The organism is Tolypothrix sp. PCC 7601, assembly GCF_025677855.1.
GTDB lineage: Bacteria > Cyanobacteriota > Cyanobacteriia > Cyanobacteriales > Nostocaceae > Aulosira > Aulosira diplosiphon.
In genome coordinates this window covers 6,468,466-6,492,315 of the sequence record NZ_CP064879.1, presented here as the reverse complement: position 1 = coordinate 6,492,315, position 23,850 = coordinate 6,468,466, and the positions used below count along the sequence as shown (strand labels likewise).

General features: G+C 39.5%; 15 protein-coding genes. 7 read left to right on the top strand and 8 right to left on the bottom strand.

The features are described 5' to 3' along the window. Positions 1–41: 41 nt before the first annotated feature. The 6 genes from HG267_RS26290 to HG267_RS26265 all read right to left on the bottom strand — a co-directional run bounded on the left by HG267_RS26290 (position 42) and on the right by HG267_RS26265 (position 5,747). Positions 42–485 carry a hypothetical protein gene (locus HG267_RS26290; protein ID WP_228045226.1) on the bottom strand — a complete coding sequence of 148 codons (444 nt, stop codon included), beginning with the start codon at positions 483–485 and terminating at the stop codon, positions 42–44. After that, positions 485–1,462, bottom strand: coding sequence for a methionine ABC transporter ATP-binding protein (locus HG267_RS26285; RefSeq protein ID WP_045872194.1), 978 nt, complete (start codon positions 1,460–1,462; stop codon positions 485–487). Before HG267_RS26285 ends, HG267_RS26290 begins: the two co-directional genes overlap by 1 nt. 109 nt (positions 1,463–1,571) lie before the next feature. Then, on the bottom strand, positions 1,572–2,447 hold the full coding sequence (locus tag HG267_RS26280) for a MetQ/NlpA family ABC transporter substrate-binding protein (RefSeq protein WP_045872193.1): 876 nt from the start codon (positions 2,445–2,447) through the stop codon (positions 1,572–1,574). 79 nt (positions 2,448–2,526) lie between these two features. Continuing rightward, positions 2,527–3,540 (bottom strand): aliphatic sulfonate ABC transporter substrate-binding protein, encoded by a 1,014-nt coding sequence (locus HG267_RS26275; protein ID WP_045872192.1) that lies wholly within the window; start codon positions 3,538–3,540, stop codon positions 2,527–2,529. 317 nt (positions 3,541–3,857) lie between these two features. Then, complete coding sequence (locus tag HG267_RS26270) at positions 3,858–4,673, bottom strand: hypothetical protein (RefSeq protein WP_045872191.1); 816 nt, start codon at positions 4,671–4,673, stop codon at positions 3,858–3,860. Between the two features lie 24 nt (positions 4,674–4,697). Continuing rightward, positions 4,698–5,747: an LLM class flavin-dependent oxidoreductase gene (locus tag HG267_RS26265; protein ID WP_045872190.1), complete on the bottom strand. Its 1,050-nt coding sequence runs from the start codon at positions 5,745–5,747 to the stop codon at positions 4,698–4,700. A gap of 657 nt (positions 5,748–6,404) precedes the next feature. On the opposite strand from HG267_RS26265, the gene HG267_RS26260 reads away from it, so the two are divergent. Both HG267_RS26260 and HG267_RS26255 read left to right on the top strand, forming a co-directional pair. Then, positions 6,405–7,199: an ATP-binding cassette domain-containing protein gene (locus tag HG267_RS26260; RefSeq protein ID WP_096621839.1), complete on the top strand. Its 795-nt coding sequence runs from the start codon at positions 6,405–6,407 to the stop codon at positions 7,197–7,199. A gap of 38 nt (positions 7,200–7,237) precedes the next feature. Further along, complete coding sequence (locus HG267_RS26255) at positions 7,238–8,425, top strand: acyl-CoA dehydrogenase family protein (protein ID WP_045872188.1); 1,188 nt, start codon at positions 7,238–7,240, stop codon at positions 8,423–8,425. 340 nt (positions 8,426–8,765) lie between these two features. On the opposite strand, the gene HG267_RS26250 is transcribed toward HG267_RS26255, so the two are convergent. Further along, entirely contained in the window at positions 8,766–14,210 is a 5,445-nt protein-coding gene (locus HG267_RS26250) for an ATP-binding sensor histidine kinase (RefSeq protein ID WP_045872422.1), read from the bottom strand. A gap of 149 nt (positions 14,211–14,359) precedes the next feature. Between HG267_RS26250 and HG267_RS26245 the strand changes: the two genes are divergently transcribed. After that, entirely contained in the window at positions 14,360–14,953 is a 594-nt protein-coding gene (locus tag HG267_RS26245) for a nuclear transport factor 2 family protein (RefSeq protein ID WP_045872187.1), read from the top strand. A gap of 280 nt (positions 14,954–15,233) precedes the next feature. Here HG267_RS26245 and HG267_RS26240 read toward each other — a convergent pair whose 3' ends face one another. Beyond that, positions 15,234–16,193: a type I restriction endonuclease gene (locus HG267_RS26240; protein WP_052335295.1), complete on the bottom strand. Its 960-nt coding sequence runs from the start codon at positions 16,191–16,193 to the stop codon at positions 15,234–15,236. An 892-nt stretch (positions 16,194–17,085) separates the two neighbouring features. On the opposite strand from HG267_RS26240, the gene HG267_RS26235 reads away from it, so the two are divergent. The 4 genes from HG267_RS26235 to HG267_RS26220 all read left to right on the top strand — a co-directional run bounded on the left by HG267_RS26235 (position 17,086) and on the right by HG267_RS26220 (position 23,819). Next, positions 17,086–17,877, top strand: coding sequence for a substrate-binding domain-containing protein (locus tag HG267_RS26235; RefSeq protein ID WP_045872186.1), 792 nt, complete (start codon positions 17,086–17,088; stop codon positions 17,875–17,877). 736 nt (positions 17,878–18,613) lie between these two features. Beyond that, the gene (gene vnfD, locus HG267_RS26230; RefSeq protein ID WP_096621842.1) at positions 18,614–20,398 is read left to right on the top strand and encodes a nitrogenase vanadium-iron protein, alpha chain; all 1,785 of its coding nucleotides are present in this window, start codon (positions 18,614–18,616) and stop codon (positions 20,396–20,398) included. Positions 20,399–20,818: 420 nt separating this feature from the next. Next, positions 20,819–22,210, top strand: a complete 1,392-nt coding sequence (vnfK, locus tag HG267_RS26225; RefSeq protein ID WP_045872184.1) for a V-containing nitrogenase subunit beta — start codon at positions 20,819–20,821, stop codon at positions 22,208–22,210. 79 nt (positions 22,211–22,289) lie between these two features. Next, on the top strand, positions 22,290–23,819 hold the full coding sequence (locus HG267_RS26220; RefSeq protein WP_045872183.1) for a nitrogenase component 1: 1,530 nt from the start codon (positions 22,290–22,292) through the stop codon (positions 23,817–23,819). The last annotated feature ends 31 nt before the right edge of the window (positions 23,820–23,850 follow it).

Here is a 23,850-nt window from a genome sequence, read left to right as displayed (position 1 = left end):
ATTAATCTACGTAAAATCGATATATATATCGTAGATTAAAATTAAGCATACCATCTTTTTGCTTGACTATATAAGCTCAAGCCGAGATTTTTTTGATTTACGGTATTGCTATAAGCTGCTTCTATTAACCCTTTATCAACTTCGAGAATACTAGTTTCCGCAATCCGTCCAAAGAAGGGAATCGCTGCAAGAGTCAAAGGAACAAGGGCGGCGGTACTACCGATAGAAGTGCCAACAATTAATCGCGTTAAAGGCGTAAGAACTACAAGTAAAATAATAAATGGAAAAGAACGCCCAGTATTAACTATTGCACTTAATATTTTGTTGAGCTTAGGAGCATAGAGAACATTACCGGGGCTAGTCATTACTAACAATAAACCCACAGGTAAACCCAAAAGTATCGCCACAATAGCGGAGACTCCCACCATGTAAAAAGTCTCCTGACTTGCAAGCAATAAACTGTTAATTAATTCCCATCCTTGCATTAATGCACCTCAACAGCATATTCTGAATTATGTAAGTATTCCAAAGCTTGCTTTACCTTAATTCCTGCAAGTTCAACTTGAAACTGACCGACACGGCGATCGCCTACAGTTTCCACGCTACCATTGAGGATATTCACATCAACATCAAAGCGACGCGCCAAGGTAGTAAATATAGAATTTCTCGCACTTTCATCAGCAAATGCGACTGTTGCTAAAACTGTTCCAGGACGAGGTATATAGTTATGAGAACGGGGGAAAAACTCTCTAGCTAATAAAGAATCTGGTTGCGCTGCTAAATCAGTGACACTACCTTGTTCTACAACCTTACCAGCATGGAGGATCGCCACACTATCGCAGATTTGTTTAACTACACCCATTTCATGGGTAATCAGCAAAATTGTCAATCCCATGCGTTTATTCAAATCACGCAATAGTTCTAAAATTGAGCGTGTAGTTTGGGGATCGAGGGCTGATGTTGCTTCATCAGAAAGTAATACTTTCGGTTCCCCCGCTAAAGCACGCGCAATTCCCACCCGTTGCTTTTGTCCCCCAGAAAGTTGTGCAGGGTAAGCATTAGCTTTACCTTCCAAACCCACTAACGAAAGTAATTCTTCAACTTTAGCTTTGCGTCGTAATTTGCTATAACCAATCACCTCCAAAGGGAAAGCGATATTTTCAGCCACAGTTCTACAACTGAGTAAATTAAAATGTTGAAAAATCATTCCTATACGCTGGCGTGCTTGACGCAAAGCCGTACCGCTAAGAGATGTGATTTCTTGTCCGTTAACTCTTACATAACCAGATGTAGGTTTTTCTAATTGATTAACGCAGCGAATTAATGTACTTTTACCTGCGCCACTTTGACCTAATACCCCGAAGATTTCACCTGCTTTAACATGCAGATTTACACCATCCAAAGCTACTATTTTATGTTCGCCTTGGTGGTAGATTTTGCGAATATCAATAAACTCTATCATTTACAAACTTCTCCATAGATATAAGTTAAATTGTTCTACTCTTTGCGCCTCAGCGTCTCTGCGTGATACGAACCACGAAGGCGCGAAGGGCACAAAGAGAAGAGAGTTTTTAAGGAATAGGAAGTACAGCCCCTTGATATTTATCTCTAATAAATTGCTTTACTTTGTCATCGCGTAGCAATTTATGGAGTTTTTGAATTCTCGGATCGTTTTCTTTTCCTGCTAATGTCGTTACAGTCACCGCATAAAGTGGATTTTGTGCTGATTCTATTGCTAAAGCATCTTTATCTGTTTTCATTCCAGATTGCACAACCCAATTACCTGTAATTCCCGCTAAATCTACATCAGGAAGAGTGGGAATTGCTTGCGCCCCAGGTATTTCTTTGATTTGCAAATTTTTCGGATTTTCAATAATATCTTTAGGGCTAGCAGGTTGGGTGTTTGCTTTGAGTTTAATTAGCTTTGCTTCTTCTAATACTTTTAAAGCGCGATGAGCGTTACTAACATCATCAGGAATTGTCACTAAAGCTTTATTAGGAACCTCCGCCAAAGATTTATGTTTGGTTGAAAATATTCCTACAGGATTTAAATGAATTTGAGGAGTAAAAGCATACATTTTGAGATTTTTGCGCTTGTCATAATCTTCCATATAGGGAATATGTTGGAAGTAATTGGCATCAATCTGCCCATCTTTTAATGCAGTATTATTTTGCACAGGGTCATTAAAAGTGACAATTTCAATATCTAACCCTGCTTCTGGTGCGAGATTTTTTTTCACAAATTCTAAAATCTCTCCAGCAGGAACAGGTGAAACTCCGACTTTGATTTTTTCTTTGACTCCTGTTGCAACAGTATTTGCAGCCGTTGTTGCAGTAGGATTACTTGCTGTGGTTGTTGTACCGTTATTTTGAGGTGAACTACAACTAGTTACCGTAGCCAGAAAAGATGCAGTTGCAATAACAAAAAATCGACGTTTAATATTCATGCGATCGCCTTTTTAAAATCTTGACAAAATCTCACTTTCATGGATAAATTAATCCCAGCACAAATGACAAATGAAAAACTCACCATTTCTGCTCGGGAACCCAGTTATAATTTTTGTCCTTGACATCTATCTTTTTCGGAATAATCTTTAGCTCATAGAAGGTATCTGCCATGCGCTGTAACCCTGAAAGCACTTCATCGGTTACAGGTAAGACACTGCGATCGCCTCCTCTCTTTTCCACTATTTCCATTGTTGGCTCATCAATTTTGTAGACTTTTGAAAGCAATTTGGCAGAATCTTTGTAATTATTTTTTGACCAAGAACCTGCTTTTTCTAATTCTTGTAAAATTATCTTGACAATATCAGGATGGTCGCGGACAAAATCGGGAGCCGCATAATAGAATGAAGGGCTTTCTAAGGCAGCTTTATCACCAAATACTGCAGAATTATCTGCTAACAAACGAGTACGCAGCTTTTGTTCGGCTTGTGCTGTGTAAGGGTCCCAAATCAACCAAGCATCGATATCACCACGCTCAAATGCTGGTAAGGCTTCTGCTGGAGTTAAATACAAAGGTTGGATATCAGTAAATTTTAATCCTACCTTTTCTAAGGCACGAACTATAATATAGTGCTGTCCTGAGCCTTTAGCAAAAGCAACTTTTTTACCTTTCAAATCCGACAGAGTTTTAATAGGTGAATCTTCTTTCACCAAAATAGCTGAACCTCTGGTACTACCAATTCCAGCAGCTACTCTCACAAATTGTTTATCGCTAGCTTGTGCAAATACACTTCCTGTACCGCCACCACCACCAAACACAATACTACCAACACCCATTCCTTCTAAAAGTGGCGCAGTAGAAGAAAATTCGCTCCATGTCACAGAGATACCTTGAGGTTGTAAGCGCTTTTCTAAACTTCCTTGTGCTTTTAGTATATTTAAAAGTGCCATCCCTTTTTGATGACCCATTTTTAGTACTGTTAACTGGCTTTTTTGTGGTTCTTGTTTGGCAGCATTGGCAGAATCTGTAGATTTATTTGGGCTACAAGATGCGAGAGTTAGACTTAATCCCAACCCAATAATAAATAACAGCATAAAATTATTTATTTTTGGTTTATATATTCTGCATAAGATTCTCTGGTTAATCCAAGGTAAGAGTTTATTTGTGAGATTACTGAACATAGTTACTACTGAGCCTGATATTTTTTTGAAAAATATTATTAGTTAAAGATTGAATATTAAATACAATATTTATAGAATGTATTTTTAGCTGAGGACAATTTCAGACGGTGCGTTGCGCTACGCGACAACACACCCTACAAAATGTATTGTTTTTCTTAATTACAGCTTTTGAGAAATCCCCCTGAAATTAGGGGGAACAACAAAGAGAACACGTTTTGAAACAGTACGCGTCACTCGCTCACACTCACAAGCTGAGGAAGTTCGGAAATAGGAATATCCAGAAAGTAAGACAATACTTCCCGTCGCCAAGCGTCATAAATTACTCCGATTCCTGCAATTTCTGCACCAGTCGCATCGTGGACAATCTGCCAATTCTTTTGCAAATAAGGATTACGTCGCCGTTGTCCTTCTTCATCTAGTTCTAATAACTGGGCGGCTATTTCTGTTTTCTCTGTTGGTGAGGCTTTATCATATTTACTTTGCCACCAAGCTAAAACCCCAAATCGGTGAACAGCTTCATCAGGTAAAATTGTCTGACTAGCAAATTTAGAAGTTACTGGATCAACAATTTTTGTGGTACGACTGTTTAAAATTAACTGGGCGACTATATGCAGTTCATAATGTAATTCAAAGGCTATAAAACCCAACCAATTACGAATTGGTAAATCTCCCATGAATTCCCAGTGATTTTGTACTTCTTTTACAATCTTTTCTGTAGGGTCTTGTTTAGATAATTCCCAAACTCGCTGACGAGTAAATTGGGCGTGTGCGCCATCATCCCCAATTTGACGACTTAAAAATAGTTGCAAGTCAGGGTCAGGGATTTGGTCAATAATCTTGCTACAAACTTGAACAATATATAAATCGTGGGCTGCGCCACCTATGCGGAAGCGATAGAATTTCTCAAACTCTTCTGCTGTGGTTAGTTGTCGCGGTTCTTGAACGCGAGTGGTGGGAAAATTTGGGGCGTGTTTGGCAATGATTTTATCGATGGTTTCAATTTCAAACTCGGTTGTCCAAGCTGGGCGAGTTAAAGTTGCGCTCATAAAGCCTTCCTTGATTATTGCAGATTAAGCCACCAGTTCTCGCGATCGCACTCGTGGCATTACTTCTTCAGCAAAACGTTTCATTTCTGGAGGAAAAGGTTGGAATTGCAGCATGAAAGTATCTACACCAACTTCCACAAAGTCTGTAATTCTCGCGGCTACGGTGTCATAACTACCAACTAACCCTGCAGCAGTCCCGCCATTACTTCCCACCCCTGGATATTTCGCCATATTCTTGAACATGACTACATCTGGTTCCACGCCTTTCATCAGTTCCGTTCTGTCGTCTTGTTGGGCGAGTTCTCGCAGGTATTCATATTCGGCTTGGGCTTCTGCATCAGTAGGCCGTGCAATGACAAAAGCTGACATGGCAAACCGCAGAGGATGAGGTTTTTTCCGTTCCCGCTTCCTCACATCAGCAATAGTTTCCCTGATGACATCTAAAGGACGACCATTAAGAAAGAATACATCTGCTGTTTCCATTGCGAGATTCTTCGCCGCATCCGATTCTCCTCCTAAATATACAAGCGGATATGGTTGGGCGATAGGACGAGGACGCAAGCATAAATCGCTAATTTGAAAATATTCGCTGTGATAATTAACTTTTTCCCCACTCCACAAAGCTTTTACCACTTCCATCCACTGCTGAGAGTAGCGATAGCGTTCATCATGGGGTAGGAAAGGTATGCCGGATTTTTGCAATTCCGGCATAAACCAGGCGCTGATTAAATTAATTGCAAACCTACCGCCACTAATGGCATCAATATTTAGTGCCATTTTTGCCAAAACTACCGGATGAAATAGCAAAGGTTTAATGGCGGCGATAATTTCTATAGATTTAGTGGCTTCTGCTAGGGCGGCTGCGGTTGTCCAAGTCTCCAGCTGGTCTAATTCTTGATTTCTCGGATTGATAATGTGTTCGGCGATGAGAGTGGTGGTAAACCCATAGGTTTCTGCTAGTTGGATGAGTTGCTTGGCTCTGTTGTAGCTAGCATCACGGGGTTCATACGGATGGTTCATCGCGCCACAATTGCCGTAAACGGGAATCCAAATCCCGTATCGTGGCTGAGGCATATTTCTACACCCTTTTATACTAGAGGCTAATTCTGCTGAAATTCAGGCGGGACAGGAATTTGAACGTTTGATTTGATTAATTTTAATAAACTCCGGTTTTTTGACCAATTTACCGTAGTATTGGTATATAATAATTTCACAAATAGCTGACAAAAGCAATGGGTGAAGTAAAGAAAATTTGTAATTGTCAGTATGTGGGAGGTGGGGAATGGGGAATGGGGAATGGGGAATGGGTAATGGGGAATGGGGAATGGGTAAATAATCTATGGCTTTTGACTCTTGAGCAAAAATCCTTGCCTTTTGTTGTTCAATATGTGAAACTTTCTTTAATAAAATACTTAAAATCTACCAAGTTACTGTATTTTAATTGCATTGCGTAAATTTGCATAAAATCTCATGGCAAAAATGCCAAAGATTAATGTTTCTTAGCTAAGGATGGTAGGTCAAAAGCTTATTTTTATAACTCAGGGTGAAAATGCCGATTGTGATTGCTTGAGACTGCGTAGTTTATATAGTTATCTCTATTCAGAGATATATCAGAGAGAGCAAAAAACGCAATATTGATGGCTAACAAGTAAAGGTTTCGAGAGAGCAGTAAGCAAAATTTCTACATTTATATTCACAGACAATCACTCATAAATTAGGAGGTTTTATCGCATGGCATTGGAAACACGCGGAATGCACTTGAGCTTGAAGGAACTAAGCAAGTCTTTTGGGACAAAAACAGTTCTACAAAATATCGATTTAGAAATTAAGCCAGGCGAATTTGTGGCTATTGTGGGTCGTAGTGGATGCGGTAAAAGTACAATGCTGCGGCTAATTGCCGGCTTAGATGCACCAAGTGCAGGTGGTGTGTTTTTAAATGATCAACAATCTCACCAGCAGATTAATCCCACCATCCGTATGATGTTTCAAGATCCGCGACTTTTGCCTTGGCAACGAGTCATAGCAAATGTGGAACTAGGCTTACTAGGTTCTAACTCTAAAGCTTATGTGAGGCAGACAGCTTTACAAGTGCTGCGGGCGGTGGGATTAGAAGACCGCGCTCATGAGTGGCCATCTGTCCTTTCTGGTGGACAGCGCCAAAGGGTGGCATTAGCGAGAGCCTTAACTAGCAAACCTTCGCTATTGCTATTAGATGAGCCTCTAGGGGCGTTGGATGCCCTAACTCGCATTGAAATGCAACAATTATTAGAGAATTTATGGCAGGAGCAGCAATTTACCTCCCTGTTAATTACTCATGATGTGGAAGAAGCTGTAGTTTTAGCAGACAGAGTAGTTTTGATTGAAGATGGTCAAATTGGTCTGGATATCAAGATTGATTTTCCACGTCCCCGCTCTCGGGGTGATGCAGAGTTTGCCAAGACAGTTGAGAAGATTTTACAACGGGTAATGACTAGACAAGAAAGCGATCGCGCGTCTGATTATGCCCTTGATTCAGAAGCAGCTTAGAACAATTCGTAATTCGTAATTCGTAATTGAGAGGGGCAATGGTACAACTATTAGCTAAAGAAGAATCTCAAGATTGGATTTCCATAGCATCTTCTGTAGCTGCGGAACTGACAGCTACCGCAGTGGAAAGAGACCAAAAAGCCGGACTTCCAGATATAGAAATTCAATTGCTGCGGGAAAGTGGCTTATTACCTTTGGTAGTACCCAAAGAATATGGCGGTACTGGTGCAACTTGGGCAGAAGCTTTTAAAGTGATTCAACAACTCTCAACAGCAGATGGTTCTATTGGACAGTTGTATGGCAATCACCTGAATTTGACTACTTTAGCTCATGTTTCTGGTACAGTAGAGCAAAAATCAAGATATTACCGCGAAACAGCGGAAAAAAATCTCTTTTGGGCCAATGCCATTAATACACGCGATACTAGGCTAAAAATTACTCCTGAAGGCGAAAATTTTCGGGTTGATGGAGTAAAAAGCTTTGGTACAGGTGTGGCAATTGCAGATTTGCGGGTCTTCTCTGCTCTCCAAGATGGTGTAGAAGTGCCCTGGTTGTTTGTCATTCCTAAAGACAGACCAGGAGTAGTTTCTAACCAAGATTGGGATAACATCGGACAACGTCGCACAGATAGCGACACATTCACCTTTCATGATGTATTGGTAAAAAAAGATGAAATCCTGGGATATCCTCATCCTACTGATAGTGCTTTTGGTACATTTTTGGGAATCATCGCTCAATTAACCAAAACCTACATATATTTAGGGATTGCTGAAGGCGCATTAGCTGCGGCTAAAGAATACACCAAAACTCAAACTAGAGCTTGGATTACCTCTGGAGTAGACAGTGCCAGCAAAGACCCGTATATTTTGCGGCATTATGGCGAATTTTGGGCAGAACTGCAAGCCGCCATTGCTTTGAGCGATCGCACCGCCACCCAAGTGCAACAAGCTTGGGATCAAGGATCTGATTTGACTTTTGAAGAAAGAGGAGAAATTGCAATTGCTGTTTTCTCCGCCAAAGCCTTGGTTACCCGTGTGGGATTAAATATTACCAACGGCATCTTTGAAGTCACTGGAACCAGATCCACAGCTACTAAATACGGCTTTGACCGCTACTGGCGTGACCTGCGTACCTTTACCCTCCACGATCCAGTAGATTACAAACTCAATCACATTGGTAATTGGTTACTCAATCAAGAGTTACCAATTATTACTCAATATTCTTGATAGGCTATGGAGCATTGAGTAGTTGTTATTTCTTCCCTACTTCCTTTGCTCCCCAATCCCCAAAAGTTCTTTGGCTCCAAGATAGTTGCCAATGGGGATCGTTAATTAATTGTGCGATCGGGCGTTGCATATTTGCGGGATGAATTCAGACTTCGGGAAAAAGCTAAAAGTCGATTCTTTGCGCCTTTGCGCCTTTGCGTGAGACAAAAATCATCCCATCAATCAGCAACGCCTGCGATCGCCCTAGCAATCACCTGTATCATCAACAAAACTCAAATATCTACTTCAAAATAGCGTAACGCACCATTTTCCAGGCTGTTCCCTGGGTCGATGAAAAATTTCACGACTCATTTAGGCTCGCTATAGGTATTTGAATGATAAACTCAGTTCCTTTTCCTAGAGAGGAATTGCATTCCAGTAACCCAGCGTGTTTATCTACTACAATTTGTCGAGCGATCGCCAATCCTAATCCTGTGCCTTTACCTACAGCTTTCGTAGTAAATAAATGCTCGAATATCTGCTGTTTTACTTCTGGACTCATCCCCAGAGCATTATCAGCAATAGAAATCTTTACATGCTTCTCTTGTAATGAAGTTTTAATGGTAATTTGGTTGGGATTTGCTTGAATTTCTGCCAAACTCCGCCCATTGTTTGCTTCTTCTAAAGCATCAATGGCATTTGCTAAAATATTCATAAATACCTGATTTAATTGTCCAGGGAAACATTCAACCTGTGGTAAATTACCATAATCGGTAACCACCTCAATAGCTGGACGTTGTTCGTTAGGTTTGAGACGATGTTTCAGAATTAAAATGGTGCTATCGATACCTTCATGGATATTAAAAGGTACTTTGTAATCTTTATCTGCTCGTGAAAAAGTGCGAAGACTGGTACTAATATTTTTCAGGCGATCGCACGCCATGACCATTGCATCCATCATCTTCGGTAAGTCTTCTTGGATGTAATCTAGGTCAATTTCTGTGGCGTGGTCAATAATTTCTTCAGTTGGATGAGGTAGAGTTTGCTGATATAAGTTCAGATGTTCGCTAAGATCAGCAATTGTGGGTTTAGCTTGTTTAAGACTGGCAGAAATAAAACCGAGAGGATTGTTCATTTCATGGGCTACACCTGCTACTAAATTTCCCAAAGCTGACATTTTTTCACTTTGGACAATTTGTAATTGAACTTGTTGTAAATCTTCTAGTGCTTGTTGGACTTTTTGATAAAGTCGAGCATTTTCTAAAGAGATGGCTGCTTGGGAGGAAAGTAGATTAATTACTTGCAAGCGTTCTTGAGTAAATACTCCGCTTGTGAGTGGATTTTCTAGATAGAGAATACCCACTAAATTTCCTTGGTTAATAATTGGTGTGCATAATACACTTTTTGGTTGATGCGTGAGTATATATTCGCTAATTAGCCCAGCAATCTCTATTTGACAATTATCTATAACAATAGGTAATTGGGTATTTTTGACATAATTGATAATTTTTATAGGTACATCTTCACAGATATCTAGTAATTGTAATTCAAGGATTGTTTGGATTTCACTTTGAGAATTAATAGAAGTGATTGCTCGGATTTTCCAAGTATCTTCTTGGGGAAGAATTAAGACAGATTTTGTTGCGCCCGAGTTTTCTAAGATAATTTTTGTGAGACTAGTAAGGAGTTCATCTAATTCGATACTACTAGAAATAGTTTGAGCCGCTTTTAGTACGCTGGTAAAATCTAGAATTTCAGAAATATTGCTGCTACTAGCCGTGGAACTATGAGCAGATGAAGATGTTTTACGAAAGACAATGGTGGAAATTGTTTCCCAGGGATTAGGGTTAATTCGTCTTTGTTGCAGTATGGGTTTTAGTAGCTGGGGATAGCGTGTTTCTAGGTCATCGGTTTTGGCTAAACTACCCCAACGGCTATAACAATAATAGGCTTGTTGCATATATCCTGCGGCAACAGTTTCTTTTCCCCAGTCAAGGTAGAATTTAGCCGCTAGTTCGTTGGCTAAGGCTTCTTCTTGAGTGAAGCCGTTGCTGTTGGCAAGAGAAATAGCGCGATCATAATAATCTCCAGCTTCATATTTGCTTTCTAAAACTCGATATTTTTCTGCATTGACTAGGTTGAATTTATGTAAATAATTCATCGGGGCGTGACTAGCCCAAACTTCCATTTTTTCCTGATTAGTTTGAACTTTTTCTAGAATTGCTGGTTGCTCAGAAAGTGGAACTCTAGAATACAAAGCTAATCTTACTAAAGAATCATAAAAATAAAATAGAGGCACAACAACCAGTCCAGTAACTCCTCCTAGAGATTGTTCTGCCATTTCCGCATTATTTAAGGCTTTTTCATAGTCATTGAATAAATAATTAATGAATAGTTTATTGACAAACAGGTGATTAATTGTATATAAATCATTAGCTTTTTGATGAATATTCAGCATAGTTTCTTCATCATAAGCCTTACCCACTAACTTATCTAAATGTTCGGATTTTCCCTGGAGGTTTAAAACAGTTTGGTAATAAATTGAACTCCAATAAAAAGCAACTTGTTGCTTGATTTTCTGCAAAGAATCAACATAAACGCTAAAATCTTTTTCCAGATTTTCTAGTTCCTTACCTAACCAAAAAGAATGAACTGGATAAATATAAGCACAATAACCAGCATATTCAAGGTCGCCTGTTTCTAGCCCTGTAGAATAACCTTCGAGCGCAGGTGATAATGTGTCCTTAATATGCTGTTGCCAATGGGCTATGTGAGCATTAACAACGGTCAATATCTTTGCTTTTAGTTCTGAGGAATTAAATTTGGATAATATGCCCAAAGCTAATTTCCCAAATTCACAGCCAGCATTAATATCACTAAAGGCTCCACAAAGCAGCAATCCATACAAACTATAACCATAGGCAGAAACGGGAGTATTACCGTATTTAATCGATAACTGCACCATTGCAAAAGTAATTAAGGGAACCATCACCGGATCGCTTTGAAAAGCCGCAGGTAGGACTCGCATTAAAATTTTCATCGCTGCGATGTTTTCTGGTTTTGTCATTATCGGTAAATGAACTAATTCTGCGATGGATTTACCTTGTAAATTGTCAATAACTTGCTGTAAACCTTGTTGAATATCTAAGGGTGTTGGTTGTTCAGGAAATTGAATCCCTAATTGTTGTAAAATTGAACGGGCAATTTGGATTCCTTCTATTTGTTTGCTTTGCATAATGCAAGCAGTAATCTGAATTTCGTAGATAAAAACCTGATCTAGTAATGTTTTGGCATTTCGCAGAATAATTTCTGTTAGCTGTTGCATCTGCTCAAAATTACCACTTAAATAAGCAGCTTCAGCAACTAATGTATGTAATTCTAATGTTAGTTGATATTGCTTTTCCCAGCTATCTTCGCAGAGTAATTCTAACCCAATTAGCGAATATTCCACAGCCGCAGTATAAGCAGTTGCCGCTTTGGCTTTTGTGCCAGCAATGAGATTTAATTGCGCTAATTGATTTCGTTCTTGGATATCGTCAATTAATATCCTACCAATATTTAATTGATTGACAATATCAAAAATCTGTTCTGCTTGTTTGGCTGGGGGAATGCTTTGTAAAAGCGTAGGTGTAGCCTGCAGTAGACATCGCCCAATTTGTAAATGAGTCTTTTGTCTGTCTGCTTCCTGAATCAGAGAATAAGCTGCTTGCTGAATACGGTCATGTAAAAATTTATATTTAAATATGTAGCGATCGCTAATTTTTAGTTGAGTTTTTTCTTCAGCATCTTGATAAAACTTATAAACCGCACTTTGGGGCAAAATAAAATCTGACTGCAAAGCTTTCCACAAAGACGCAGCAGTTTCTACTGCCGATAATTGGCAAACAATTGACAATGTTTTTAAATCAAAAGAGTTGCCAATACAAGCAGCATATTTTAATACTTGCTGTGTCGATTCTGGTAGTTTTCGTAATTGAAATACCATAAACTCAACAACATCGGAGGTGAGGGTTTGCTGATTTATTTGAGAGATATCACATTCCCAGCATCCTTCTCTCCAATTAAAATCAATTAATCCATCTTCATGTAATGACTTAAGAAACTGTGTAGCAAAAAAAGGATTACCTTGTGTTTTGCGATAAATTAACTGTGAAAGTGGAACTGCCAAATCTTCTGTACACTTTAATGTCTCAACTACAAGTTGATTTAATGTCGAGCGGCTCAGAGGTTGGAGGGTGAGTGTATTCACTATCGCCCCCGCGTTGTTAATGCCATTTAAGGTTATGATTAACGGATGAGCGTTCGATACCTCATTATCTCTATATGCACCAATTAAGAGTAAATATCCTTGATTTGTTTCTGCTATTAATAATTGAATTAACTTCAAGGAAGCAAAATCAGCCCATTGTAAATCATCCAAAAATATTACTAAAGGATGTTCTTTACTTGTAAATAGTTGTAAAAACTTCTGGAATAATAAATTAAATCTATTTTGAGCCGCAGTACCGGATAATTCTGTTGCAGGTGGTTGTTGACCAATAATTCTTTCTAATTCAGGAATGACATCAATAATCACCTGTCCATCGTTGCCTAATGCCTGAATAATTTTACTTTTCCATTGTTGGATTTGAGCATCACTTTCAGCGAGTAATTGCCCCATCAAATCCCGAAATGCTTGGACAAATGCTGAAAAAGGAATATTTCGATTAAATTGATCAAATTTGCCTTTAATAAAATATCCCCGTTGTTTAACAATGGGTTTATGAACTTCGTTAACTACGACAGTTTTACCAATACCAGAAAACCCAGCAACTAACATGAGTTCGCTGTCACCCTCAGAAACTCTGGCAAATGCTGCTAATAGCTGCTCAACTTCCTTTTCTCTACCATATAATTTTTCCGGGATGAGAAAGCGATCGCAAATATCCCGCTTACCAATTTCAAAATCATGAATCTCCCCGGTTTCTGTGATTTGTTCTAAACATTTTTCTAAATCATGCTTTAATCCTAAGGCACTCTGATAGCGGTCTTCCGCATTTTTCGCCATCAGTTTCATCACAATATCTGACAGTACTGGCGGAATCTCTTCCCTGTTCCCTAATACCGCAGGCATTTTAGCAATGTGACTATGTACCAACTCCATCAGATCTGCTGATTGAAATGGTAATTGACCCGTTAATAATTCGTAAAAAGTTACACCTAAAGAATAAAAATCAGTGCGATAATCAATCACCCGATTCATTCTCCCCGTTTGTTCGGGTGATAGATAGAATATTGTTCCTTCCAAAACTTGAGGATTTTTTAGGGATTCGGTTTCTCTAGGTAGTAAGGAAGCAATACTAAAATCTATTAATTTAACTTGTTTTGTTTCGGGATTAATTAAAATATTGGCGGGTTTAATATCTTTATGAATAATTTTATGATGATAGAGAAAATCTAAGGTATCGCACAGAGAGATAGCAATTGGTAAAAATTCCTGTAGAGGCGTTATCTGTAAAGTCTGATGGCTGAAATAATCCTTAAGGGAAATTCCCCCAAAGTCCTCCATCACCAATATATAAGAATTTTGGTAAGTTTCTAAGCTATAGGTTTGGATGATTCCTCGGAAGTCAAGATTTTTGGCAATAGTATATTGATTACGAAATTGTACCAGCTCGCTAAAGCTAGGATAAGAATTTTTCAGCAGTTTGATGACTACTCTTAAGGAATCTTGTTCTCGGATGGCTCGATATACCAAAGTCTTTGAACCATCATAAATGATTTCTTTGACTTGATATCCGGGAATAATAACTTGAGTGCTAACCATACTCATTGTATATTTGCGAGTTTCGCATTTAGTATTCCCAAATATGCAACAGTATTTAGCATTGCTGTAAAAACATTGACATCTATCATTTAGATGGGCAATTCCAGGTAACACAATTGGTAATGACTTACGTAGGGTAGCAAAATTAAATGAAAAAAAACAAATCTCAGAGATTGATGAGTTTTCCGGGTATGACAACCTTAATAGCAGTGATTGCTACTGTACTAGTACTACTAGGGGGGACATTTGAATTTGCTTTTGCGTCACAACCTAATGCTCAATTAGATATTGAAAAATTGACGGTTTGCTACGCTTTGGGAACAGATGCAATTGGGAGAGGAGATCTCCAAGGAGGAAAGAATATTTATCCGGACTGCTTTACACCGAATGCAACGATTACAGCAGTTTTCCCTGATGGAACCACCCAGACATATATCGGCACCAATGCTTGGGCGGATTTTGTTTATGCTGTATTCCAAGGGAATGGCTATGTAGCTACCCAGCATTTGATAGGTACAATCAACATTAACGTTAATGGTAATAATGCAACGATGACTTCCTATCTCCATGCGACTCACAAACGTTCTGATACAAGCATTGATGTTGCTAATGGTACTTATGAAGATGAAGTTATCCAACAAAATGGGCGTTGGAAAATTCGCCGTCGCACACTGAAACTCATCACTTTCTTAAACCTTTCTTCTCCTCCTAGTTCTCAGCGTTTAATGATGCCTTCAAACTAGGTTAATTTTTAGGTAACTCCAAAACATAAATTATTCCGCTTAAAGTCGTTGACTGTGGAATGTCAGCAATAACAATGGAAGATTTTTTGAATTGAAAGTACCTGATTGTCGTCATGGTAATAGTGATTGTAAATCATTTACTTATTGCCATTACTGACGAAGCGATTTGAGTTTGGGGAAAAGGAGAAAGGGTAAAGGTTAAAGGTTTTTTCTTCCCCTTTTACCCTTCCCCTTTTACCCTTCCCCTTTTACCCTTAACCGACAAGTATCAAGAATACCTTTAATCACAGCAGAAACGGTTTAGTCTGGTACAAAAATGATGGCGTAGCAATTTTTTATTGATATCAGCTTGCTTCTCTTCAAATACTATGAAATGCTTCACTAGTTCTAAACAGCGCCGCTTGTCAAAAATTCCTTGAATTACTATCTCTAGTTCAGTTTCTCCTGTGGCGGAGAAATCTTCACCATCAATACTGTGCCAAGGTAAAAACTCTTGCCAATCAGAGGTTACAGTTCCTACTCGTGCTTGACTTCCACAAGCAATAACTACAAATGCATTGTAGGTAAACAGTGTTGGTATCTGTTGTTTGTAAACTTGCAACCGTTGATAAGCTTGCTTGAGGCTAGTTTTTTGATTGTTGGGGTCAGTCCAGACAATTACTGCTAAAGGTATTCCATTAATAAAGACCACCACATCTAAATTGTGAGTATAATTGCCCTCAACAATCGTACATGGATGTATGACTAACCAATCGTTATTATGCAGATTTAATGGATCGAGCAGCCAGAGTTGATCGTTTACTATTTGCCCATCTTTGGGGTAACTAATTTCAATACCATCTGTTAAGAGTTTATGGTAGCGACGGTTATTTTCAACTAATAGACAATTATTTTTGGCAGTTAACTGAGAAATGGTATCTGCGATCGCAGACAATGGTATTGTCGGGTTAATTCTCTGCAAAGCCTTCAACAGGCGATCGCGCAAAATTACTTCACTATTACTATAACGTTGTGCTGGATGTCTAACACAATCAATGTCTGACTGCAAAAGCACTGTGTAGCCAATTACCTCGAACCAAGTTAAACAATGCTGCTGTAGGGTATACCAACCCAAAGAATTGCGAACTGGAAAGGTGAATAGTCGCGCTGCAATGGTTGGTGCGAGATGCAAGCGCTGACGCAACTTTCTGTCCTGGCTGCTGGCTTTGAGTGTTACTATTCTTGGCTGTGCTGGATTCATCAGCAGAGAAGCAGTGATTTTGTAATGAATACAAATGCTAGGTATTAGCCCTCAAGGAGCATATACTGGTTACCTAGTAATTATCAAAGCTGAAATCGATTATTTAAATTGTATCGGTTGTGCCAGTTTTACCAGTTAAGTTGGTAAAAATCTTCATAACTACTATTTCTGCAAGTTTTCGCATTGAAAATTAACTAACGCAAGTAAAATTGCAAGATGTATGCTATGCTTTACATATAGGGAATCAAGAACGTAAATCACCAAAGATGGATTCTAGAAGAGGCACTGGAATCTCCATGCTTGTTATGTGATGAGACGACATTTTGTGAGTTAACCAATCGTTTGATGAACTGATGGTCATGTTCCGCAACATTCTGGAGGATTGCGGAAACAATGGATCTGTAGCAGACTCGGAGTTATGGGGATACCTCCATCTGCTTGCAGTTCATCAATCGACTTGGAATCACAGCATTCTATAGAAAGGGATACCGCTATCGAGTCAGTCAAAAGATGGAAAGACGCGATTAATTGTGTCTATACTTAGTAGTCTTGCAAACTAGCAAACAGATGAAGAGTTTTGTAATTGTCACCCTCGGACTTCCGTGAGATTTACTTAAAGGGTGGCGAAATTTTGTCATAGTTAAAATTAGCGATCGCTATCTCTAAAAGTGACCATATTTTTTGTAAATGACTGAGTTAAAGTCAGCAATAAAATATGGTAATTGCTCTATTTGTAGTATTTACTGCGAAATCTCCCAATAATTTCTCTTCTACTCCCTGGCTGTTATAGGACTTGGGAGACATTCTTTTCAGCTAACAAAACTACTCTATTGCTGGCGTAATCACTAATTAATTTCTCAACACTTACTGAATGATTGTGAGGTAACAATTTATGGGCATAGCTATGGAATTAAGTAATTTGGTTCTTTTTGATGACAATGATCGCCTATCAGTCACATTGTACGCCTCTCATAGCTTAAAAGGCGCTCTTTCGGAAGTTGCACAAGCTTTTACTAGGAAATATAAGATACCTATAAAACTTGAATTTGACAATTCTGATTCGCTGCGAGAACGGATTTTTAAAAGCGAAAAAGCAGATATCTTTGCTGCTGCGGATCTGAAAAATCCTCATGCACTGATGCAAGTTAGTAAAGGTAGTCCTGTAGTCAATTTCGTCAGCAATAGAATATGCGCCATAGTTAAACCTGGCCTCAAGGTAACACCAGATAATTTATTAGACTTAATGTTAGCTTCCGATATTCGCGTAGGCATAGTAACACTTAATTCCGAACTGTCTAGCGATTACATACAACAAGTGTTCCAAAAAGCCGAGAAATTAAAATCAGGGAGTTGGGAAAAGTTAAATAAAAAAGTTCTAGATTTACGAGGCGGTTATAACTCTTTTGTTGTTCCTTATGGTCTGAATAAGTTGGCTTACTGCATCCTAGAAACACAACAAGTAGATATGCTTTTAACCTATCGCACAGACGCTCGATTAGCAAGTTTAGCAGCGCCAAGTTTACAAATATTAGAATTACCAGAAAATTTAGCTGTCAAAGCCAATTATGGCATGACCTTGATTAACAACTCTCGTAGTTCTGTAGTCATGCTGGCTATGTATATCCTTTCACCCTTGGGACAAGAAATCTTAGCCAAATATCATTTTGACACTCCCTTATTGTAGGAAAATTGATTGAGCGCAATCAAAATTTTACCCCTTCTTCCCGGAAAACATAGTGCATCACTTGTTTAAGAAGAGGGGTATTGGTAATGGAAAATTAACTAAAACATATAAGACTTATGCAACGCCGATAATGTCATTGCGACCGAAACAAAGTGTAGGGAAGCAATCGCAATGTCATGATAAATTACTTTGCTGTCGCTCGTAATAACGGAATTACGTTATTTTTGCATAAGTTCTGAAATATTTATTTTTTCTATTTAAATCTCGCAAAACCCTTATAGGGCAAGCATTTGTCAGTCCTGATTATATTAGGTAATTACAGATTAGCCAACTAATCTAGATGATGGCTAGCGGATTTTATTCCTATATATACTGGCAAAAATAAAATATTATCTATCTTACTATATAGCCTATTTACCGATTTATAGGGAAGATAAATCAAATATTTATGACTGTTTTGAACAGCCATAAATAATGTTAATATAAAATTAATATTTATAGTTATAAGCGCAATATTGACCCACAAAAAATATACAGAACTGTCTATATAAAAGGCTAGAATTTAGTACCAATAGCCGATTTATTTTTTTAAAGTTTTGTTGTGTAAATCACTGTTTAATATTTGAAAATTTTATTATTATTAAAACAGATAGAAACAAGAAGGAAATTGCTTCTCAGAGAAAAGAAACAAAAGCACTTTCTTCTTGTATAGATATTGCGTCAGGAGCAATTAGATATGCCATTGAAACTATTGAAATGCGACGAAACAATTCCCGAACGGGAAAAGCACGTTTATATCAAAGAAAAAGGCGAAGACACCACCCAATTCTTACCACTATCAAACATTGAAACCATCCCCGGCTCACTTTCAGAAAGAGGCTGTAGCTATTGCGGCGCGAAACTCGTAATTGGTGGTGTACTCAAAGACACCATCCAAATGATTCACGGCCCCATCGGCTGCGCCTACGACACCTGGCACACCAAACGCTATCCTAGCGACAACGGACACTTCCAACTCAAATATGTCTGGTCATCAGACATGAAAGAGTCTCACATCGTATTTGGTGGGGAAAAGCAACTCAAAAAGTCTATCCTGGAAGCCTTTGCTGAATTCCCCGACATCAAACGGATGATAGTCTACACCACCTGCGCCACCGCATTAATTGGTGATGACATCCGCGCTGTGGTCAAAAGTGCCCAACAAGAACTAGGTGATGTAGACATATTCTGTGTAGAATGTCCCGGATTTGCTGGTGTGAGCCAATCCAAAGGACACCACGTCTTAAACATCGCCTGGATTAACGAGAAAGTTGGTACATTTGAACCAGAAATTACCTCACCCTACACCATCAACGTCATCGGCGACTACAACATCCAAGGTGACACCTTTGTACTCGAAAGGTACATGGAAAAAATGGGCGTACAAATCATCGCCCACTTTACAGGGAACGGTACTTACGACGCGCTCAGAGGAATGCACAGAGCGCAACTTAATGTTACCAACTGTGCCCGGAGTGCCGGTTATATCGCCAACGAACTCAAGAAAAGATACGGCATCCCCCGGATGGACGTAGACACTTGGGGCTTTGACTATTGCCAAGAAGCATTGCGGAAAATCGGTGCTTTCTTTGGTATTGAAGACAGAGCCGAAGCTGTGATTGCTGAAGAAGTCGCTAAATACCAAGACAGGATGAATTGGTATAAAGAAAGACTCAAAGGTAAAAAAGTCTGTATTTGGACAGGTGGCCCCAGATTGTGGCACTGGACAAAAGCATTGGAAGATGACTTAGGAATGCAAGTAGTATCCATGTCTTCCAAGTTTGGACACCAAGAAGACTTTGAGAAAGTCATTGCCAGAGGTCAAGAAGGCACAATCTATATTGATGATGGTAATGAACTAGAATTCTTTGAAGTTCTCGAGATGATTCGTCCTGATGTAGTGTTGACTGGGCCCCGTGTCGGTGCGTTAGTCAAGAAATTGCACCTACCATACATCAACGGTCATGGATATCACAATGGGCCATACATGGGATTTGAAGGTGCAGTGAATATGGCACGTGATTTGTACAATGCCATTTACTCTCCTTTGATGAATTTGGCTGGTATCGATATCCGCGATGATGAAGCCAAGAAAGATAATAGCGAGGCCCTGAAACAGCAATCTGAAGAAGTCACAGCATACATCCAACAACGGACTGAAGAAATCACAACTTTCATTCAAGAGCGTTGTTTATGGCAGTTCCACTCTCGTTCTTGGGACAGAGAAGAGAACATCAATGGTGTGATTAATAAAGCGATCGCCATTGCTTCAGGAGAAAAGCTAGTTAATGAAACCCTGCCTGAAAAGCTTCATTACGCAGATGCCAAAATCCTTGTACTTGACCTGAAAAAGAAATTCTCATGGTTCGAGAACAGCGATAAGGCACACATCAAAGCAGTACTGGAGCTAGTTAAACAAAAGCTGATCGGTATCGTGATCACTGGTTCTCGGAATGGTGAATTGCACCATTCTCTCTACTAAAGAAAATGGGTGTTACTGAATCCGGGTATGAATTCAACTCACGCTCCAGGCACACAAAAATAGAGAGTAAGAGTTTGCCAGAGTTAATTATTAACTTTCATACTTGAATTCAGTAATCTGAAAAATTGCTAGTTCTCTTCAATCTTCTAGCAATTTATCTGATTCCCCAGTGTTCTTGAACTTATACCATTACTTACAAAGAACTCAGAACTAAAAGCCGCAGAATTTAGGCGAAATTCAATTCTGGAGGGCAATACAAGTTCTAATACCAATTCACAAAAATTCTGAACCAGATCCAAATTGAGAACCTATTGATAAATCAGTAGTTCTTAATTTTGAATTTTGAATTTTGAATTTTGAATTTTGAATTGGTATGAGTTCTCTTTCCAAAAACTTTAGACTATTTAGGAGACAATTCGGATGACTTTAGCTGTCAGCAAAAAAGAACGTTCTGGGGTAATCAATCCTATCTTTACCTGTCAACCTGCGGGTGCTGAATATGCAACTATCGGTGTTAAAGATTGTATTCCTTTGGTGCATGGTGGACAAGGTTGCAGTATGTTTGTCCGCCTGATTTTTGCTCAACACTTGAAAGAAAACTTTGACATTGCATCTTCTTCACTCCATGAAGCAAGTGCTGTGTTTGGTGGTATGCCACGGATCGAAGAAGGTGTGAAAACCATAGTAGCACGCTATCCTGACGTGCGCTTGATTCCCATCATCACTACTTGTTCTACTGAAACCATTGGTGATGACGTAGAAGGAACAATCAACAAGGTCAACAAATTCTTAAAGAAAGAGTATCCCAATCGGGAAGTTAAATTGATTCCTGTGCATACTCCTAGCTACCGGGGTAGTCAGGTAACTGGTTATGATGCTGGGGTACAGTCTTTGGTGACTAACTTAGCCAAGAAAGGCGAACCCAATGGTAAGTTAAACATCATTACTGGTTGGGTTAACCCTGGTGATGTAACTGAAGTTAAGCACATCTTAGCTGAAATGGGTGTAGAAGGTAACATCCTATTGGATACCGAAACCTTCAACGCTCCCACCATGCCAGATATGAAAAGCTTTACCTTTGGTAATACCACCATTGAAGATATTGCTGGTTCTGCCAATGCAGTCGGTACCATTGCTTTATGCAAATATGAAGGTGGTAACGCAGCTGAATTCTTGCAAAGAGAGTATGGTGTTCCCGCAATTGTCGGCCCTACACCAATTGGCATCAAAAATACTGACGCTTGGTTGCGAAATATCAAACAACTGACTGGTAAAGCTATCCCAGAATCCTTGGTAGTAGAAAGAGGTAAAGCTATTGACGCTTTAGCTGACTTAGCTCACATGTACTTTGCTAACAAGCGTGTAGCTATTTACGGCGACCCCGATTTAGTCATTGGCTTGGCAGAATTCTGTCAGGAAGTAGAATTAGAGCCAGTATTGCTGTTGTTGGGTGATGATAACCAAGCACCTTCCAAAGACCCCAGATTAGCTGAATTGGACAAAAAAGCTAACCACGCTGAATATGACATTGAAGTCATCTGGAATGCAGATTTGTGGGAACTAGAAAGCCGCGTTAAGGAAAGAGGCGACATCGACTTGATTTTAGGTCATTCCAAAGGTCGGTATATTGCGATTGATAACCAAATCCCAATGGTACGTGTAGGTTTCCCCACTTTTGACCGTGCAGGTATGTGGAAACACCCTGTAATTGGTTATCGTGGTGCGGAATTTTTGGGAGATGCGATCGCTAACGCCTTGTTTGCAGATATGGAATACAAGCACGATCGCGAATGGATCTTAAACGTTTGGTAAAAGCCTGAATATCACACTGTAAGATCCCCGACTTCTTCAAGAAGTCGGGGATCTGATGACCTAGAGATGGAGAACTGTTATGCCAACAAACATGGATGCTAACGTTGTATTTTACGGACATTTAAGCGAACTGTATCAGCTAGCGAAAGAAGGTAAAATTCAAACCACCTTACAAGGTAGTCACACTCGCCCCTGCAAATTCTGGACTGCAACCAAGATTTTAAGTGGGATTAAAGATGCGATCGTGATTTCTCACGGGCCGAGTGGTTGTGCTTATGGGGTGAAACGAGCATATAAGCTAACAAATAGCCGTAATAGTGGTTCCCCTTATGAAGCCGTTGTCACTACTAACATGAGTGAGAAAGCGGTGATTTTTGGGGGAGAAAAAGAACTACGCGGTGCAATTCGCGAAGTAGACCAAAAATACCACCCAGATGCGATCGTTGTCGCCACTAGTTGCGCGTCGGGGATTATTGGCGATTGCGTTGATGATGTGGTGAATAAAGCCCGCAGCGAAATCGACGCAGAAATCATGACGATACATTGCGAAGGCTTTGCTGGAGAGTATCGCAGTGGCTTTGATATCGTCTTTCGGCAAATTGTAGACTTTATGGAACCGCCGACACCAGAACGTCAAGCACAATTAGCCGATTCTGTCAATATTGTTGGTGCCAAGATGGGGCCAGAAAGGACAGAAGTAGAAGGTGATGTTAAGGAACTGAAACGCCTGATTAAAGGAATGGGGGCTAGGGTTCACAGTGTAATTGCAGGTGACTGTACATTAGATGAACTCAAACAAGCACCGAGTGCAGCAGTTAACTGTACTTTATGTTTGGATCTGGGCTATACCATTGGTAGAGCCATGTACGATAAATTCGGTACTCCCTTAAATTCTACGATTCTTCCCTATGGTATTAGTGCTACAGAAAAATGGTTGCAAGGCGCGGCAAAATATTTAGGAATGGAAGCGCAAGCAGCTGCTTTGATGGAACGGGAATATGCAGCCATTAAGACCGAATTTGAGGAAGCAAAGCAATATATCGAAGGTAAGTTAGCCATCATCGAAGGACATGACGCTATTAAGTGCTTGTCTATTGCTCATATGTTAGAGCGCGATTTTGGGATGCGTGCGGTGATTTATAACTTCCATCCTTGGAGTACAGAAGCGCGGGAAACCAGCGTCGATTACCTATTAGAAACGGGATTAGACCCAGAAATTTTGATTACCAAAGGAACTTTAGCTTTTGGTAAGTATGAGTCGATGAAACAAACAGAAGATGAATTACTAGAATTCATTGGGGGACTGGATGCTGATTCCGTAGTTTATTTTGGTTCTTCTTTGAGTTTCCCCCATATTCCCGTTGTCGATTTAAACGCCATCTTAAATCGTCCTCGATTTGGTTATCGCGGAGCCTTAAGGGTAGCTAAGTGTATTAAAACTGCACTCCAATATGGCTTTAGACCTCGTAGTTCCTTAACCAAGCAAATGGTATTCCCGAAAAATTCAGGTTTAGCATCTGCTCAATCATTGACAGGAAAATTAGCCCAAGACTTACCTGACTGTACTGTATATGGAGGGAAGAAGCGGGGCAAATGTTTTAACGAGTAAGCTATTCTGCTTTTAAGTTGCACAATCCATC